This window comes from Chryseobacterium ginsenosidimutans, assembly GCF_039536845.1.
Lineage (GTDB): Bacteria > Bacteroidota > Bacteroidia > Flavobacteriales > Weeksellaceae > Chryseobacterium > Chryseobacterium ginsenosidimutans_B.
The window spans coordinates 303,494-320,875 of sequence record NZ_BAAAZJ010000009.1 but is presented as its reverse complement, the minus strand read 5'-3'; the positions used below and the strand labels follow the sequence as shown (position 1 = coordinate 320,875).

Below are 17,382 nucleotides of genomic sequence, written 5' to 3'. Positions count from 1 at the left end.
TTAGGGTTAAAAAGTGATGTCAACTCCTGATAAGATAAATCTGCTACGCGGGTAAGCGGCATAATCTACACCAGGTGTTAAAGGATTTCTTCTTGTATTAGCTTCCGGATCATATCCGGAATATCCCGTGATTGTAAATACATTGTTCATAGTGAAGTACAATCTGAAATTTGAAAGACCTAATTGCTTAGTAAAATCTTTTCCAAGAGAATATCCTAATGTTACATTGTTTAATCTTAAGAAAGATCCGTCTTCAATAGCGTATGAATGTAAAAAGTATGCACCTGCGGGCGGAGTCCATCCTGTAGTATTGGCATTTAACGCAGCCAATGCAGTTGGGTCATTTACTTTTACACCTGCATCATCAAACCATCTCCATCTGTCGGCTACTTCCGCCAACATGTTATTGTCTTTGTATAAATATTGTGTTGAATATTCAATTTTGTTGGCGTTATACACTTTGTTTCCAACTGAGAAGTTGAACATTAGGCTCATATCCCAGTTTTTATAACGGAAAGTCTGGTTGAAACCACCGTAGAATTTAGGTTGGGCATTTCCTAAATCGGTCATATCCTTATTGTCGATAATACCGTCACCATTCAGATCCTGAAGCTTAAGATCTCCTGGCTGTATAGCTTTAGCTCCATTTGCAGCAGCAGCAGAACTTGGGATACCTGCTTTCAGAGTATAAACCTGTGTAGTCGGATTATAATCAAAATCACTTATTTCGTATCTTCCTGCTGTCACATATCCCCAAAATGTACCTACCGGTTTACCAACCTGTACCAAGAAGTCGTTTAAGCTGTTTTGCCATCCTGAAGGATATAAGTAAGAATAAGCACTTGGTGATGCGCTGTTTCCTAGGCTTTTGATCGTATTCTTGTTTGAAGATATATTGGCATCAATTTTCCATGTAAAATTATCTTTATTGATAATTGTGCTTCCGATAGAAAATTCAATTCCTTTATTGGTCGTGCTTCCTGAGTTTTGATATTGATATTCGTACCCTCTGTCTTTAGGAATTTGCGCTAAGAGTAATAAGTCTTTAGTATCTGTTTGATATAGATCTAAGCTACCGTAAACTCTTCCTTTAAACAATCCGAAATCTAAACCGATATTTTTAGAAGTTGCTGTTTCCCACTTTACGTTTTTATTTGCTAAGATATTTCCTGTGGTAGCACCTGGTGTTACGTTTGTTCCGAATGCATATCCGTAGTCAGAAGATGTCGTAAAGAAGGTGTCATACAAGAAAGATCCGATCCTGTTGTTTCCGGATAAACCATATCCTAAACGAAGTTTTAATTCGCTGATTGTTTTGCTTTCTTTTAAGAAATTTTCTTCAGTAATTTTCCATGCGGCAGAAGCTGCAGGGAAATATCCCCATCTGTTTCCGGGTCCGAAAACACTGGAACCATCGGCTCTCATGGAAGCTGTAATGATGTATTTATTTTTAAAAATATAGTTGGCCCTACCAAAAAATGATGCTAATCGATCTGGTACTCTTCCAGCTTTTGGAGCATCCTGTACCAGTCCGCTTGGCGGTGAAGCCGACTGAATGTTGGCAAATGCTTCCTGAGCACTTATAGATTTCGGAAACCATTTAATGGTCATCATTAATGATTCTCCATCTGTTTTCACAATTTCTTGTCCTGCCAATAAGTCTAGCTTATGATTTCCGAATGTTTTTCTGAAATTTAATGTATTGGTATTGGTAATTCTTCTGGATTGGGCTTTACTTAAAAATACAACGGGCTGGTCATTATTTTGTCTTGCCAACGTCGTTACAGTACCGGAAAATTGATTGACATATTCATCTCTCTGTACATATCCGATTACACTTCTGAAAGTAAAATCTTTGTTGATTCTGTATTCTAAAGTTCCATTTAATAATAAGTCATTTCTTCCGTTTTCCTTGATTTCATTATTAGCTAAAAGAACAGGATTTACAAGGTTGGTTTCGTTAGCAAACAAAGGATCAAATTCATCAACGTTTACTGTAGAACCTCCTTCAAATGGTTGATATCTTACTGCATTTCTCAGTCTGTTTGTTCCTTGTGAACCTGTAGAAGATGTTCCGGCTCCGAAGATGGTTTGTCGGCTGTATCTGGCATTCAAAGTCATGCTTACTTTCTTTGAAAGATCATAATCGTATTTGAAGTTGGCCATATTTCTTTTAAACCCGGAACCGATCATAATCCCGTCCTCCTGTACATTATTCAATGATAGTGAGAAAGAAGAATTATCAGATCCTCCTGTTACAGAAAGGTTATGGGTAAAGTTGAAAGCTTCTCTGCCAAAAACTTCATCCTGCCAGTCTCTTTTCTTGATATCTTTGTATTTACCCAGCTCTTGGTAGGTGCCATATCTTGCTACAAAAGCATCTATATCAGTCTGTACGCCGCCTTTGTTGTACAGTTCGTACTGATAAAGCACGTATTGATACGGATCTAATACATCAATAGTATTCTGAATCTTTCTTACTCCTAAGAATCCGTTGTAATTAATAGATGTTTTAGCTCTTTTTCTGCCTCCTTTTGTAGTGATCAAAACTACTCCGTTCGCTCCTCTTGCTCCATAAATATTGGTAGAAGATGCATCTTTTAAAACCTCAATAGATTCGATTTCTTTTGGTGATAAAATTGATAGGGCGTTATCCATTTGAACGCCGTCTACGATGTAGAGTGGGGCATTACTTCCTGTAATAGAATTACCTCCTCTGATTACAATGTCTACATCTGCTCCGGGTGAGCCTTCACTCAGCGAAACCTGTACCCCTGCCATTCTTCCCTGGATAGCTTCTGCAGCATTGGTCGATGGCATATCTTTGATAGCATCTGCCTTTACGGAAGCAACGGAGTTGGTAACGTCTTTTTTAGAAACCTTAGTATAACCTACCAAAACAACCTCGTCGATTTTGGTTTCCTTTTCCTTTTTGGTTTCTTTTTCTTGAGCCATTGCAAGGACCGGAAGTAAAAAAACGGTTAGATATAACCACTTTATTGAATGTACTTTTTTATCCATTTTGTATCCTTATAGTTTTAATTTTTGGTTGAAAGTTTTTTCTCAGTCTTTGTTCTTTTTGGTGGATTTTAAGTATTTCTAATGTTTTTTAGTGACGGATATTTTTAATAAATCTTTACGCTTTTTTGAGTGCAATCGATTGCGTAATTTTTTATTATAAATATCTTGGCTTCTAAACTAATATTATTTTCCAATATGCAAAGAAAAAAATATTATTTTTTCATTAATTTGAATGTTTAGTTTATTAATTTTCATAAAATATATAAAACTTTTTTTATTTAAAATGCTGATATATAGTTGATTGTTTTGTTTTGCATGATCAAATTATTTTATGATAAAATTTGACTGTTTTTTATTGTTTGACATTTTTAAACTTAAAATTTTCTTAAAATTCTCTCATTTTTGAAGCAAATAAATTCCCCAAATTAAGGCTCAAGAATAAAAAATTTATTCTTTTCCTGATTTTTATCATCTTTTTAAGTTGATATTTTAGCAGTATTTTATACTTGATAAGGTTTGATCTTATTATCGATAATATATAAAATGAATTTTAACTATTTTTATTAAATCAATATTGATTTTTCACGGTTTTATTTTGGCACGATTTTATATTTAAACTAAAGTTAAGTATTAATTTTGGTTAATATAAAACATGAAATTTTATTAATTTTTCTTGTTATTTTCGAGGTTTTTTAATTTTATTTTGTTGTAAATCAGATTACTGTAAATAAAAATTAATTTTTTATTAACTAATTGAAGAATAATTATATATTTATCACGTAAGTATTTCTATTAAAATTTAGTGTAATTTAATGCAATCGATTACGCAATGTTTAACATGTTTAAAGAAACCGTAATTTAAGTTTAAAATCTAAAGTATGACAAAATCAGAATTTCGATACGCCCATCATCCGGAAGATGTAAAAAAATATACAACTGAAGACCTGAGAAGGGAGTTTCTAATCAATGATTTATTTAATGAAGATCAAATCAATTTAGTATATTCTATGTACGACAGAATGATCGTAGGAGGTGCAATGCCTGTAAACAGCGCATTGAAACTTGAACCTACTGATGATCTGAAGGCACAAAACTTCCTGGACAGAAGAGAATTGGGAATTATTAATGTTGGCGCTGCCGGAAAGGTAACCGTTGACGGAGAGGTTTTCGAGCTTGGAAATAAAGAAGCTTTATACATCGGAAAAGGGACAAAAGATGTTGTTTTTGAAAACGGAAATGAAGGTCAGACTTTATTTTATTTCAATTCTGCACCAGCGCATCACACTTTCCCTACAAAGAAAATCACTAAAAATGAAGCCGAAATTGTAGAATTAGGTGAAGCAAAATATGCAAACAGACGTACGATCAATAAATTAATTGTCAACAGCGTATTGGAAACCTGTCAGCTGCAAATGGGAATGACCGAACTTCATGAAGGAAGCGTTTGGAATACAATGCCTTCTCATACTCACACCAGAAGGATGGAAGCATACTTTTATTTTGATTTGGAAGAAGGGCAGACTGTAAGTCATTTCTTGGGACAGCCTCAGGAAACCCGTCATATTTTCATGCAAAATAATCAGGCGGTTTTGTCTCCGGAATGGTCTATCCACTCAGGGGTTGGTACTTCCAACTACACATTTATCTGGGGAATGGCAGGAGAAAATATGGATTATGGCGACATGGACGCTGTTAAAACTAACGAACTAAAGTAATTTTTTCTACATGAATTTATTCGATTTATCCGGAAAAGTAGCTGTTGTAACAGGCGGTACTCACGGATTAGGAATGGCAATGGCTGAAGGTCTTGCCTCTGCAGGTGCTGAATTGGCAATCACAAGTACAACTCCCTCAAAATTAGATGAAGCTTTAGAGTATTATCACAGCAAAGGATATACTGCGACAGGTTATCTTTTTGATGTGACAGACGAGCTTGAAGCTGCTCAGAAGGTTGCTTTAATGGAAGCAACTCACGGGAAAATTGACATCCTGGTCAACAATGCAGGAATCATCAAACGTATTCCGGCGATTGATATGGACGTAGAAGACTTTAGAAAAGTAATCGATGTAGATCTTACAGGACCTTTCATCATGTCCAAATTAATTGGAAAACACATGATCAAAAGACAATCCGGTAAAATCATTAATATTTGCTCTATGATGAGTGAGCTTGGTCGCGACAATGTAGTAGCGTATGCTTCTGCAAAAGGCGGACTGAAAATGCTTACCAAAAATTTAGCAACAGAATGGGCAAAACACAATATTCAGGTGAACGGTATCGGTCCGGGATATTTTGCGACGACCCAGACAGAACCAATCAGAGTAGACGGTCATCCGTTTAACGAATTTATCATCAGCAGAACTCCGGAAGGAAGATGGGGAAACCCTGAAGATCTTGCAGGAACGGCTATTTTCTTAGCTTCAGACGCAAGTAAATTTATCAACGGACACATTATTTATGTAGATGGAGGTATTTTGGCGACCATCGGGAAACCTGCTAATGAATAACACAAGAATTTTACAGAAATGAAATCTTTTATTACAGATCAATTTTTATTACAGAATAAATACGCGGAAGAATTATACTTCAATTTCGCAGAAAAACAGCCGATCATCGATTATCACAATCATTTGATTCCAAAGGATATCGCTGAAGATACGGTTTTCGAAAATATTTCTAAAGTTTGGATTGCGGGTGATCATTACAAATGGCGCGCAATGCGTACAATGGGAGTGAACGAAAAGTTTATTACAGGCGACGCTTCAGATAAAGAAAAATTCGAGGCTTGGGCAAAAACGGTTCCTTATACGTTGAGGAATCCTTTGTACCACTGGACGCATTTGGAATTAAAGCGTTATTTCGGAATTGATGAATTGTTAAACGAAAAAAACGCATCAGATATTTACGATAACATCACGGCACAGCTTCAGGCTCCTGAAAAGTCGACAAGAGGTTTGCTGAAAATGATGAACGTAGAATCTTTGTGTACAACAGAAGATCCGATTGATGTTTTAAATTACCATCAGGATTTGGCGAAAAGCGATTTCAGCATTAAAGTAAGTACAGCGTTCCGTCCGGATAAAGCAATTTTAATTGAAAACCACAACTTCGCAGATTATATTTCTAAATTGGGCGAGTCAGCAGGAATTGAAATCAATTCTTACCAGACCTTGTGCGATGCATTATTAAAAAGAGTAGAATATTTCCACGAAAACGGATGCAGACTCTGTGACCACGGATTGAATAATATTTCTTTCGAAGAAGCTTCAGAAGCAGAAGTAAGCGCCATCTTCAATGATAAAATTTCAGGAAAAGTAATCGCGGAAAAGCAGGTAAATCAGTTCAAAACTGCAATTTTACTGTTCTTGGGCGAAACATATCACAAATTCGGATGGGTTCAGCAGTTCCATTTGGGAGCGTTGAGAAACAACAACGAAAGAATGCACAGAATTTTAGGTCCTGATACAGGATGGGATTCTATCGGTGACTTCGTTCAGGCTGAAACTTTATCTAAATTATTAAACGCTTTAGACGGAAAAGACAAACTGACCAAAACAATTCTATATAACTTAAATCCTGCCGACAACGAAATTTTCGCGACAATGATCGGGAATTTTAATGACGGCAGTATCAAAGGAAAGGTACAGTTCGGTTCCGGATGGTGGTTTTTGGATCAGAAAGACGGAATGATCAAGCAGATGAATGCCCTTTCAAACATGGGATTAATCAGCTGTTTTGTAGGAATGTTGACAGATTCAAGAAGTTTCTTATCTTACCCGAGACACGAATATTTCAGAAGAGTTTTGTGTAATCTTTTCGGAGAAGAAATGAAAAACGGCGAATTGCCAGATGATATGGAACTGATTGGTAAAACAATTTCCGATATTTGTTATCATAATGCAAAAAATTATTTCGATTTTTAAATAATTGAAATTGAAAATCGCGAAATGCTTCGACAAGCTCAGCATGACAGCGTTGAAACTAATAGTTAGTATTGGGAATGTCACACTGAGCTTGTCGAAGTGTTTCATGTCTTAAAAAATATTTAAAATTAAAAGCCTTGTGCTTTTGTGATTTCCAAAAAGAAATATCAAAATTAAAAATAGAATAAAATCTATTTAAATTAAGAAAATGAACAATAAAATAGTCACATTCGGTGAAGTAATCATGAGGCTTTCACCTCCCGGAAATAAAACGATGAGACAGAGCCACGAAATGGAATTCTTTTTCGGCGGAACTGAGCTCAACGTAGCCTCTTCATTGGCAACAATGGGCTGCGATGTGACGCACATCAGCAATGTTTCTGACGATTTTGTGGGAGAATCGGCACTTTCTTTCATCAAAAGTTTTGGGATTGATACAACTTTCATTAATAAAAATGAGCATCCTTTAGGTTTATATTTCCTTGAAGTGGGTTCATCAGTTCGTGCGAGCAGAATTGCTTACAACAGACTAAATGGTTCTTTTGCCAACATTAAACCCGAACAGGTAGACTGGAAAAAAGCTTTGGAAGGTTGCGAATATTTCCACTGGACAGGCATCAGTCCGGGAATTTCTGAAGGTGCTTACGAAACTTTGAAAGAAGGTTTGCTAACTGCCCGTGAAATGGGAATCGAGGTTACAACTGATCCGGCTTACCGTTCCAACCTTTGGAAGTATGGTAAAAACGGAAACGAAGTTTTAAAGGAACTGGTTTCTTACTCAACGATTTTCATCGGTGGTGTGAATGAAATTAATGAAATTTTAGGTACTCAGTTTTCATCAGATCAGCAAGGTTTCATGGAAGCTTGTGAAGAATTAAAAAAGCAATGTCCTTCCATTCATAAAATTTTCGACAAAATAAGAATCGGGGTTACGGCGAGTTCTCAGCAAACGCAGGGAAGAGCTTTGATTAACGGAAATTATTTTGAAACTAAATTTTTAGAAATAGACAATGTTGTCGACAGAATCGGAACGGGAGATGCTTTTGCCGCAGGTTTGATCTATGGGTTATTAAATTTTGATGACGAAAAAGCTTTGAAATTTGCCAATGCAGCCTGTGCGATAAAGCACACTATTTTAGGTGATATCAATTATTGTAGTGCAGAAGATATTGAAGAAGTAATGAACGGGAATTCCGGAGGACGTATCAAGAGATAAATTCTCCGAAAAGTCTTAAAGGGACAGCATACTAAAGGATGGATTTCATCTTAATAAAGATTATTTTCAAACAAAATAATTAAACAAAATGACAAAAATTCAATTGGTTACAAACACCATCATCAATCAGGGAGCTTTGCCTCTGTATTATAATGCTGATGAAATAGTAACTTTAGAAATATTGAGATCGCTTTACAAAGCAGGAATCCGCGCGGTAGAATATACCAGCCGTGGAGAAGCTGCGTTGAGCAATTTCACGAAAATGGTAGAAGTACGTAATGCAGAAATGCCTGAAATGCTTCTCGGAATCGGTACCATTAAAAATGTACAGCAAGCTGAAGAATATTACAAAGCAGGAGCGGATTTCTTTATCAGTCCTGGTTTTGTGGCGGAAGTTGCAGTATTTTTAATTCCGAAAGATGTGTTGTACAGTCCGGGTTGTATGACTCCGACAGAAATTATCGCTGCTGAAGCTGCAGGTGTAACTTTCATTAAATTGTTTCCTGGTAACGCTTTAGGAGCCGGATTTATGAGTGCCATCAAGGATGTTTTCCCAAACCTTAAATTTATGCCGACAGGAGGTGTGGATACTACAAAGGAAAGTATCGAAAGCTGGTTCAAAGCAGGAGTTTCTGCAGTGGGAATGGGAAGCAAATTGGTAAGCAAAGAATTGATGCTTGCGAAAGACTATGCAACGATAGAAAGTGAAACAAGAAAAGTGCTGGATATCATTCAGACTTTAAAATAATTAAATTGACTATGAGTTCAGTTAAATCTCTTAAGCCGACTAAATACAGATGGACCATATGTTTACTGTTATTTCTCGCTACCACGATCAATTATCTGGATCGTCAGGTTTTATCATTGACGTGGAAAGATTTTATCGCACCCGAATTTCATTGGAATAATAATGATTACGGAAACATCACCGCATTATTTTCTATATTTTATGCAGTGGGAATGCTTTTCGCGGGAAAATTCGTGGATTTCATGGATACCAAAAAAGGTTTCCTTTGGGCAATCGGGGTTTGGTCGATCGGTGCAGTTTTACATGCCTTCTGTGGAGTTGCTACTTCAGGAATCCTTACCGGAAACTGGTTAGCGGGTTTTCATGGATCTAAAGAATTGATTTCCACAGTTTCCAATACTTCTGCAATCATCAGTACAAGTGTAACTTTATTCATTTTTGCACGTTTTGTACTGGCAATTGGTGAAGCAGGAAATTTCCCGGCGGCGATTAAAACGACGGCAGAATATTTTCCTAAAAAAGACAGAGCATTTTCTACAAGTATCTGGAATGCGGGGGCAACGGTTGGTGCTTTAGCAGCGCCGATTACGATTCCTTTTATTGCAAAATCAATGGGTTGGGAATGGGCATTTATCATTATCGGTGCTTTAGGATTTATCTGGATGGGACTTTGGGTTTTTGTGTACAAAAAGCCTCATCTGCACAAGAGAGTTAACGAACATGAATTAAATTATATTAATCAGGATCAGGACGATCTTCCGAATGAAGATACTTCAGTTCCAGAGAAAGTTTTTACATTCAGAGAATGTTTTAGTTATAGACAGACCTGGGCTTTTGCTTTTGGAAAATTCATGACAGACGGTGTTTGGTGGTTCTTTTTATTCTGGACTCCGGCCTATTTAAGTTCAGTTTACGGAATGGATTCCACCCAAAGTGCATTGCCTTTATTTGTATTATACATGATTACTTTGCTTTCAATTATCGGAGGTTGGCTTCCAAAATACTTTGTTGAAAAATTAGGAATGAACGCTTACACAGGAAGAATGAAAGCAATGTTGATTTTTGCATTTTTCCCTTTGTTGGCCCTTTTAGCACAACCTTTGGGAACAATTACTTATTGGCTTCCGGTTTTAATTATCGGAGTTGCAGGAGCGGCACACCAGGCTTGGTCAGCAAATATCTTCTCTACCGTAGGCGATATGTTTCCTAAAAAAGCCATCGCAACAATTACAGGAATTGGAGGAATGGCAGGAGGAATTGGTTCGTTTATTATTAATAAATCTTCAGGAGTTTTATTCGATCACGCGCATAAAGCCTGGTCAACAGTTGATGGAGTTCCTTTACTGGAAAAATATCCTCAGTACGTAAACGACCGTTTGCCGGATGGATTCTTTGAACAGTTGGAAAAGTCAGGAGCCGTAGTTTCAGACGGTATCGACAAAGGATACATGATCATTTTCTCCATCTGTGCAGTCGCATATTTAATAGCTTGGACAGTAATGAAAACCTTAGTTCCTAAATATAAAGTAATAAGTAAATAAAGCAATTAAACCTATAAGGTTTCGAAAACCTTATAGGTTTGGAGAACATAAAAAAATTATAGCGCTCTTTGTTTAGTGAAACGCCTTTGCGAACTAAAAATATATAGCATTTTGTCCAAAAAATATTTGCGGACTTTGCGTTACAAAAATATTCAGAGTTAAGAATATGGAAAATCAGACAAAACAAAAATTAAATCGCCAAAACAGCGGTATAGATACAAAATTACCAATCAAAATAGTACAGTTCGGTGGAGGAAACTTCATGCGCGGATTTACTGATTACGTGATTGATAAATTAAATAAAGAAGCAGACTTCAATGCAGGAATTGTAAATATACAGCCTACACCAAACGGTTCAGTTCACAAGCTTGAAGAACAAGGAAATTTATACACTTTATTCTCAAGAGGAATTAAAAAAGGTGAAATCATCGATGAAAAATGTGTGATTTCAGCGATTCAGAAGTCGATCAATCCTTATGCAGATTACAACAGTTTTTTAGAATTAGCAAAAGAAGAAGAGCTTGAATTTGTCTTTTCAAATACAACCGAAACCGGAATTGCTTACGACGAAACTGAAAATACCTATGAAGATCCACACAAAAATTTCCCTGCGAAAGTAACGGTTTTACTTCATGAAAGATACAGGCATTTCAATGGTGCAGCAGACAAAGGATTGAGAATTATTCCTTGCGAGCTGATTGAAGATAATGCGATTGTTCTAAAAGGAATTATTTTAAAATATGCAAAACTTTGGAATTTAGAAGAAGGTTTTGCGCAATGGATTGAACAAAGCAATCACTTCCACAATACGTTGGTCGACAGAATTGTTCCTGGTTGTCCTAAAGACGATCTTTCAACTTACGAAGATCAATTAGATTATGAAGATCCGATGATGGTGGTTTCTGAAACATTCCTGTTGTGGGTAATTCAGGGAGGTGAGGATTTAAAAAAGAGAATTCCTTTCGATCAGATCAATGAACAGATTTTGGTGGTGGATGATATTCAGCCGTATCGTTTAAGAAAAGTAAGAATTCTGAATGGCGGTCACACCTTGATGTTGGCTCCGGCAATTTTAGCAGGAAAAGAAATCGTGAAAGAAGCGATTGATGACCAGTTTATCGGAACTTTTTTAAGCGAATCGATATTTAATGAAGTGAATCAGACTTTAGGTTTAGATGAAACTGAACTGAAGGAATTTGCAGAAGAGGTTTTCGACAGATTCAGAAATCCTTTCATCAAGCATCATTTGGCAAGCATTGCTTTATATTTTGTTTCTAAATTTAAAGTGAGAGTTGTTCCGAGTTTGCTGACTTATGTTGAAAGAAATAATAAACTTCCGTTGAACCTAACGTTCTCTCTGGCATGTTTAATCAGATTCTATCAGGGAAGTTTTGGTGAAAAATCTCTTCCTCTGAATGATGAAGAAGCGATCGTGAACAGATTCAGAGAAATCTGGAAAAACGAAGATTACAAAGTAGTTTCAGAACAGGCATTGAGCGAAAAGCTGTTTTGGGATACTGACCTTACACAGGTTGAAGGCCTGAAAGCCGCAGTAGTAAAAGCATTGTACGAAATCGACCACAATGAAATGGAAGCTGCTTACAAAAATTTTATTCAATTTTATTCTTAGAAATCATGCAAAAGAAAGTACTGAAAGTAAATCCCAAAGACAACGTTATTGTAGCGCTGTTGGATTTACCTGCCGGAGAATCGGTGCATCTAGACGGTACAGATTATACGATTCTTAAAGATATTAAAGCAAAACATAAATTCGCTGCCGTAGATTTTGAGGATGGCGACCATATCATCATGTATGGTGTAATCGTTGGAAAAGCCAACCAATCCATTAAGCAGGGGGAAGTTATTACCACTGAAAACGTAAAGCACCAAAGTGCAAAAGTGGTTGGGAAAACCGAAACTTTAGGCTGGACTCCACCCAATGTAGACAAGTGGAAAGACCGTACTTTTATGGGTTATCACCGTGAAGACGGACAGGTTGGAACAGAAAACGTGTGGCTATTTTTCCCGTTGGTATTCTGCGAAAACAAGAATATCGAAACACTGAAAGATATTTTTGAAAAAGAATTACTTCACGACAAAGCCAGCAAACATCAATTGTTACTTCGTTCGTTATTGAACGGCGGTGAAACTTCTGATGTTGCAGTAGAAGAGGAAGAACCGGATACGAGAGTATTTAAAAATATCGATGTAAGATTCATTACGCACCAAGGCGGTTGTGGCGGAATTCGTCAGGATGCAGAAGCGTTGGGAAGATTGTTTGCAGGATATGTCAACAATCCGAATGTGGCGGGAGCTACGGTTCTCAGCTTAGGGTGTCAGAATCTTCAGGTACAGATTTTCATGGATTCATTGCATGCATTGGCTCCGGGTAACAAGAAACCGATTGTTGTTTACGAACAGCAAAAATCTGGTACCATTGATGAAATGTTGACGGGCGTTATCAAAGATTCATACGAAGGCATTAAAAAAGCCAACGAAATAGAAAGAAAACCAGCCTCCATCACCAAACTGAACATTGGTTTGGAATGTGGTGGTTCAGACGGTTTCTCAGGAATTTCTGCCAATCCTGTTTTGGGTGAAGTTTCCGATATTATGGCGGCAGTTGGCGGTACAACCATGCTTGCCGAATTCCCTGAATTGTGTGGAGTAGAGCAGGAGTTGGTCAACCGTTGCATCAACGATGAAGACGGTATAAAATTCCTGAAACTGATGAAAGATTTTGAAGCATCTGTGGTTGCAGCAGGATCAGGTTTTGATATGAATCCGTCTCCCGGAAACATCAAAGACGGTTTAATTACTGATGCCATGAAATCTGCAGGAGCGTCCAAAAAAGGCGGAGCTGCACCAATCGTGGAAGTTCTCGATTTTACAGAATACGCCACAAAACCAGGTCTTAATCTTCTTTGTACTCCCGGAAATGATGCCGAATGTACAACCGCTTTAGTCGGTTCAGGAGCAACAGTGGTGCTTTTCACCACAGGTCTTGGAACTCCGATGGGAAATCCTATTACGCCTGTTGTGAAGATTTCTTCCAACACAATTTTGGCTGAAAAAATGTCAGACATTATTGATTTCAATGCAGGTACTGTGATCAGCGGAGAAAAAACAATTCCTGAAGCTGCAGACGAACTTCTGGAACTCATCATTAACGTAGCCAGCGGCGAAGTAAAAACCAAAGCGGACGTTCTTAATCAGAATGATTTCATTCCATGGAGACGAGGCGTCTCTCTGTAATGGGTTAATTATATTAAATATTAGGGTTGAAAATGCTTTCTACGTTTGTAGGAGGCATTTTCTTTTTTTGTTATCTAAATATAAATAACATGAATATGGATAGCGCAGATTTGCAATCCGTGCTTAAAATATTATGTTTGCAGAAAGTCATGGATTGCAAATCCGCGACATCGGGGGATGGTAATTTATTCATCTTGAATCTTAAAACACTTTCAGCAAGCTATCCCCCCTACAAAATTAATAGAGATTTTAGAATTATCCTTTTTCCTAGTGATTTTTATTGTTCCAAAATGTTCAGTTGAATCGGATGCTTCAAAATATTGTCCAATATGTGTGATTACCTCCACTTCATAATCCTTGTTACTTAATTTTGCCTTAATTAGGTTTTTATTTACAGTCCTTATATCTCTTTCGTCATTGGAATGAAACAGCTGCAATGTTCCGTCAATTTTCATAATAAAAAGGGATCTACCCATTTCAGCTGGAACTCCAGCTCCTTGCATTAAAATATTCTCATTCTCATTAGCTCCTTTTTTAGAGTAAGAAATGATACATCCAGCATCAAATTTATTCAGAACATGTGAATCTCTAAAAGAATCAACTGTGACAGGGATTTTTATTGTTTTTTCTATCAGCTTTTTATTATTCTGTTCTTTTTTACAAGAAGAAGGTACTGCTATGAAAAAGATAACTGAGATTAAAAATTTTAATTTCATCATTTATTTTAATTTTAGCTAATGTAAATATAAAGGGTTAATGTAATCTCACCCTCTTTAGATACTCTCAAAAGTAGAGTTTTTTGTTAATAACTTATTGATGTGGGTGTTAAAATTTTGTTGGAATGTGGGAAAATCATTTGAATTATTGTTTTTGATTTTTCCATATTTCAATAAAAAATCTCTTGATGTCGCGAATTTGTAATCCGTGACTAATTATCATCCAAAAACCCCCATGCTGGTGCGAACGTCTCGCTCATGCCCACAAAAATATGCACGAGCGAGACGCTCGCGCTAGCGAAAGCAAAAAATCATTCCTGCGAGACAAACCACCCCGTCAAAAATTCTTTCGAATTTTCGCCACCTCTCTGAGGGAGGGAAATTTTTTCACATGTAGATTTTCTGTTGAATATTTGTCTTACAATTTCTAAATTTGAAATGAAGACTAAGCCTTCTTAAACGCACAATAATTCCTCTCCCTTTGGAGAAGTGGATTTTTCGAAGAAAAAAGACGGGTGGTTAGAAAGAGTGCACAAACAACACACACAATTCCTATACTCATACCACCAAAACAAAAACCCATCTCTCCACGTCCCAGCCCCAAATTTGACGTTCCGAACCCCAACTGACATATCCAAAACCTATCCAGACACGTTCTATAAAAGTTCCGATACGTTGTACAATCTGGTACGAGCGGGGATGCTCGTACCGATTAATACCATACTTCCAAATTTTTAAGAAAAATACAAGATCATGTTTCAGCAAACAGAGATTACCCAATTTTCCATCCTCAAATCCAGTGTACTAAGGCAAATATCTAGTGTACTAGAATAAAATTGCAGTGCAGTAAGATAAAAACATAGTGTACTAAGACAAAGGTCGAGAGAACTTGGATAGAACTCAAGTATACTACTCTAAATATCTTGTACACTAAGATAAAGAGAAACTAAACTGGAAGAAAATTGGTGAGAAGTAGAGCAAAAATCATCTGTACTGAAATAGAAATCTTGTGTAATAAAATGAAAATTGAGTTTTATTATTTAAATAGGAATTGCACAAATATTTTCATTAATGAATACAAAGTCGTTATCAATATTCTAAAAAAGATTGTAGCTTCGTAGTATTTAAAATTTAATTACCGAAACCCTATGAAGCTAAGTTTCAAAAATAATATAACGAAAAGAATATTAATTTCATTGGTTGTTGTTACAGCCGTGATTCTGGCATTTGTATTTTATCAGAAAAAAGTAAGGTATAATTTGGTGACGATTTCGGAAAATAAAGTCTATAATTCCGGGGTTGTGCCTCCCGATAAATTGCCGGGTTTTATCAGTGATTACAAAATAAAAACCATTGTTGATCTGCGTGATGGCTTGGTACAGACAGAATTAAATCCTGAGACAAAAAAACAGGTAAATGCGGAAGAAAATGCAGTAGACAAGATTGCAGGGGTTCACTATTTTAATCTGCCGACTGATCAGATTCCGGAAGACAGTACTGTACAAAAGTTTTTAAAGATTATGGATAATCCCAAAAATTATCCTGTCCTCATCCATTGTCATCATGGTGTAGGGCGCTCACGTCTTTTTAGTTCTATTTACAGAATTGAATACGAAAATTTCACCAATGAAAATGCCAGATCCAATGCGCGTCTTTTTTGGGAATTCGGAAGCAATTTTTCAAAAAACTCTGAGAAAGGTATTTATCTTACGAATTATAAGAAAAGAGGAGTAAAGAAATAACAATTTTATCAATAGTCTGGTTGGTTAGTTTCTTTTGAAAAAAATAGAATATAAAATCCCTCTCAAAGCATATTTGAAAGGGATTTTTAATATTAGGATTAATACAATATTTAGGTATTGTTTGAGTATATAAAAAGTTCTGCTAAAGTTGTCTTCTTTTCGATGATTTCCTGATATAAATCTGCGGTGCCAGAACCACTTTTTTCTCTGTGGAAACTCCGGAACCATTCTCTTTTACACTTTCTAAGAAAACCTGCCCGGCCATTTTTCCCATCGTAACAGGAGTTTGATCAACAGAACTTATCGGAAGCTCCATAAATTGAGTAAAAGGTTCGTTTGAAAAGCCGATGACAGCGACTTCCTGCGGGATTTTAATCTTACGTTTTTTCAATTCCTGACAAGCTCCCAAGGCAGCAAAATCACTCGAAGAAAAAATAGCATCAGGAACAGATTTTTGATCCCAAAGTGTTTTAATCGCTTCTATTCCGGCATCAATCGAACTCCCTGTTGTAATGATGTTATCTTCTTTTACAGTTAAATTATGATCAATTAAAGCCTGTTTATATCCATTTAAACGATTCTGGTAAATTTCCAGATTTAGGTCACCCGAAAAATGACAGATATTTTTATAACCTTCTTTAATTAAATGTTCCGTTGCAATATAACCTCCACGATAATCATCAATTGTCACAGTGCTGATTCCCTTAATATCTTTTTTACGGTCAAAAAAGATAATTGGAGTATTAGTTGTGTCTAAAATATTTTGGATATGATCTGTATCAAGAGTCGTTTTGGAAACCGACATGAAAATTCCGTCAACCTGAGCATTCAGTAAAGTATTGAGATGTTTTTTTTCAATATTTACATCTTCGTGGCTTTGGCAGATGATCACATGATAGCCGAATGGAGAAAGTTCTTCTTCAATTCCGCGGATGACGGATGAAAAGAAATTGGTGTTTATGAAAGGAACGATGATTCCCACGTTTTTTGTTTCACCGCTTTTTAAAGCTTTGGCAAGATTATTCTGCTTATAGTTCATTTCTTTAGCAGTTTTCTTTACCAATTCTTTCGTTGCTTGGCTTATTCTCGGATGATCGTTTAATGCTCTGGAAACAGTTGCCACACTCACACCGAGTTTTTTCGAAATATCGTATATCGTGGCATTTTTTTTATTCATACAGGTTTTTTTGAAGCTGTTTCTGTATACCCAAATGATATA

The 17,382-nt window shown here is 36.5% G+C and carries 12 protein-coding genes; 9 read left to right on the top strand and 3 right to left on the bottom strand.

The annotated features are described in order from the left end of the window. Positions 1–6: 6 nt before the first annotated feature. Complete coding sequence (locus ABD745_RS11560) at positions 7–3,021, bottom strand: SusC/RagA family TonB-linked outer membrane protein (RefSeq protein ID WP_344829775.1); 3,015 nt, start codon at positions 3,019–3,021, stop codon at positions 7–9. An 878-nt stretch (positions 3,022–3,899) separates the two neighbouring features. On the opposite strand from ABD745_RS11560, the gene kduI reads away from it, so the two are divergent. The 8 genes from kduI (at position 3,900) to ABD745_RS11520 (ending at position 13,705) form a co-directional block, all read left to right on the top strand. Then, on the top strand, positions 3,900–4,736 hold the full coding sequence (gene kduI, locus ABD745_RS11555) for a 5-dehydro-4-deoxy-D-glucuronate isomerase (protein WP_344829773.1): 837 nt from the start codon (positions 3,900–3,902) through the stop codon (positions 4,734–4,736). Positions 4,737–4,746: 10 nt separating this feature from the next. Beyond that, positions 4,747–5,529, top strand: coding sequence for a gluconate 5-dehydrogenase (locus ABD745_RS11550; protein ID WP_344829770.1), 783 nt, complete (start codon positions 4,747–4,749; stop codon positions 5,527–5,529). A gap of 18 nt (positions 5,530–5,547) precedes the next feature. Next, complete coding sequence (gene uxaC / locus ABD745_RS11545; protein WP_344829767.1) at positions 5,548–6,945, top strand: glucuronate isomerase; 1,398 nt, start codon at positions 5,548–5,550, stop codon at positions 6,943–6,945. Between the two features lie 208 nt (positions 6,946–7,153). Next, the gene (locus ABD745_RS11540; protein WP_344829764.1) at positions 7,154–8,161 is read left to right on the top strand and encodes a sugar kinase; all 1,008 of its coding nucleotides are present in this window, start codon (positions 7,154–7,156) and stop codon (positions 8,159–8,161) included. Positions 8,162–8,249: 88 nt separating this feature from the next. Beyond that, positions 8,250–8,909 carry a beta/alpha barrel domain-containing protein gene (locus tag ABD745_RS11535; protein WP_344829762.1) on the top strand — a complete coding sequence of 220 codons (660 nt, stop codon included), beginning with the start codon at positions 8,250–8,252 and terminating at the stop codon, positions 8,907–8,909. 11 nt (positions 8,910–8,920) lie between these two features. Beyond that, positions 8,921–10,450, top strand: a complete 1,530-nt coding sequence (locus ABD745_RS11530; RefSeq protein WP_344829758.1) for an MFS transporter — start codon at positions 8,921–8,923, stop codon at positions 10,448–10,450. 166 nt (positions 10,451–10,616) lie between these two features. Next, the gene (locus ABD745_RS11525) at positions 10,617–12,080 is read left to right on the top strand and encodes a tagaturonate reductase (RefSeq protein WP_344829755.1); all 1,464 of its coding nucleotides are present in this window, start codon (positions 10,617–10,619) and stop codon (positions 12,078–12,080) included. Between the two features lie 5 nt (positions 12,081–12,085). After that, positions 12,086–13,705, top strand: a complete 1,620-nt coding sequence (locus tag ABD745_RS11520; RefSeq protein WP_344829752.1) for a UxaA family hydrolase — start codon at positions 12,086–12,088, stop codon at positions 13,703–13,705. Positions 13,706–13,917: 212 nt separating this feature from the next. Here the strand turns inward: ABD745_RS11520 and ABD745_RS11515 are convergent, their stop codons facing one another. Then, positions 13,918–14,424 (bottom strand): hypothetical protein, encoded by a 507-nt coding sequence (locus ABD745_RS11515; protein WP_344829749.1) that lies wholly within the window; start codon positions 14,422–14,424, stop codon positions 13,918–13,920. Between the two features lie 1,145 nt (positions 14,425–15,569). On the opposite strand from ABD745_RS11515, the gene ABD745_RS11510 reads away from it, so the two are divergent. Beyond that, positions 15,570–16,163 carry a dual specificity protein phosphatase family protein gene (locus ABD745_RS11510; protein ID WP_344829746.1) on the top strand — a complete coding sequence of 198 codons (594 nt, stop codon included), beginning with the start codon at positions 15,570–15,572 and terminating at the stop codon, positions 16,161–16,163. A gap of 142 nt (positions 16,164–16,305) precedes the next feature. Here the strand turns inward: ABD745_RS11510 and ABD745_RS11505 are convergent, their stop codons facing one another. After that, entirely contained in the window at positions 16,306–17,340 is a 1,035-nt protein-coding gene (locus tag ABD745_RS11505; protein WP_344829743.1) for a LacI family DNA-binding transcriptional regulator, read from the bottom strand. Positions 17,341–17,382: the final 42 nt, after the last annotated feature.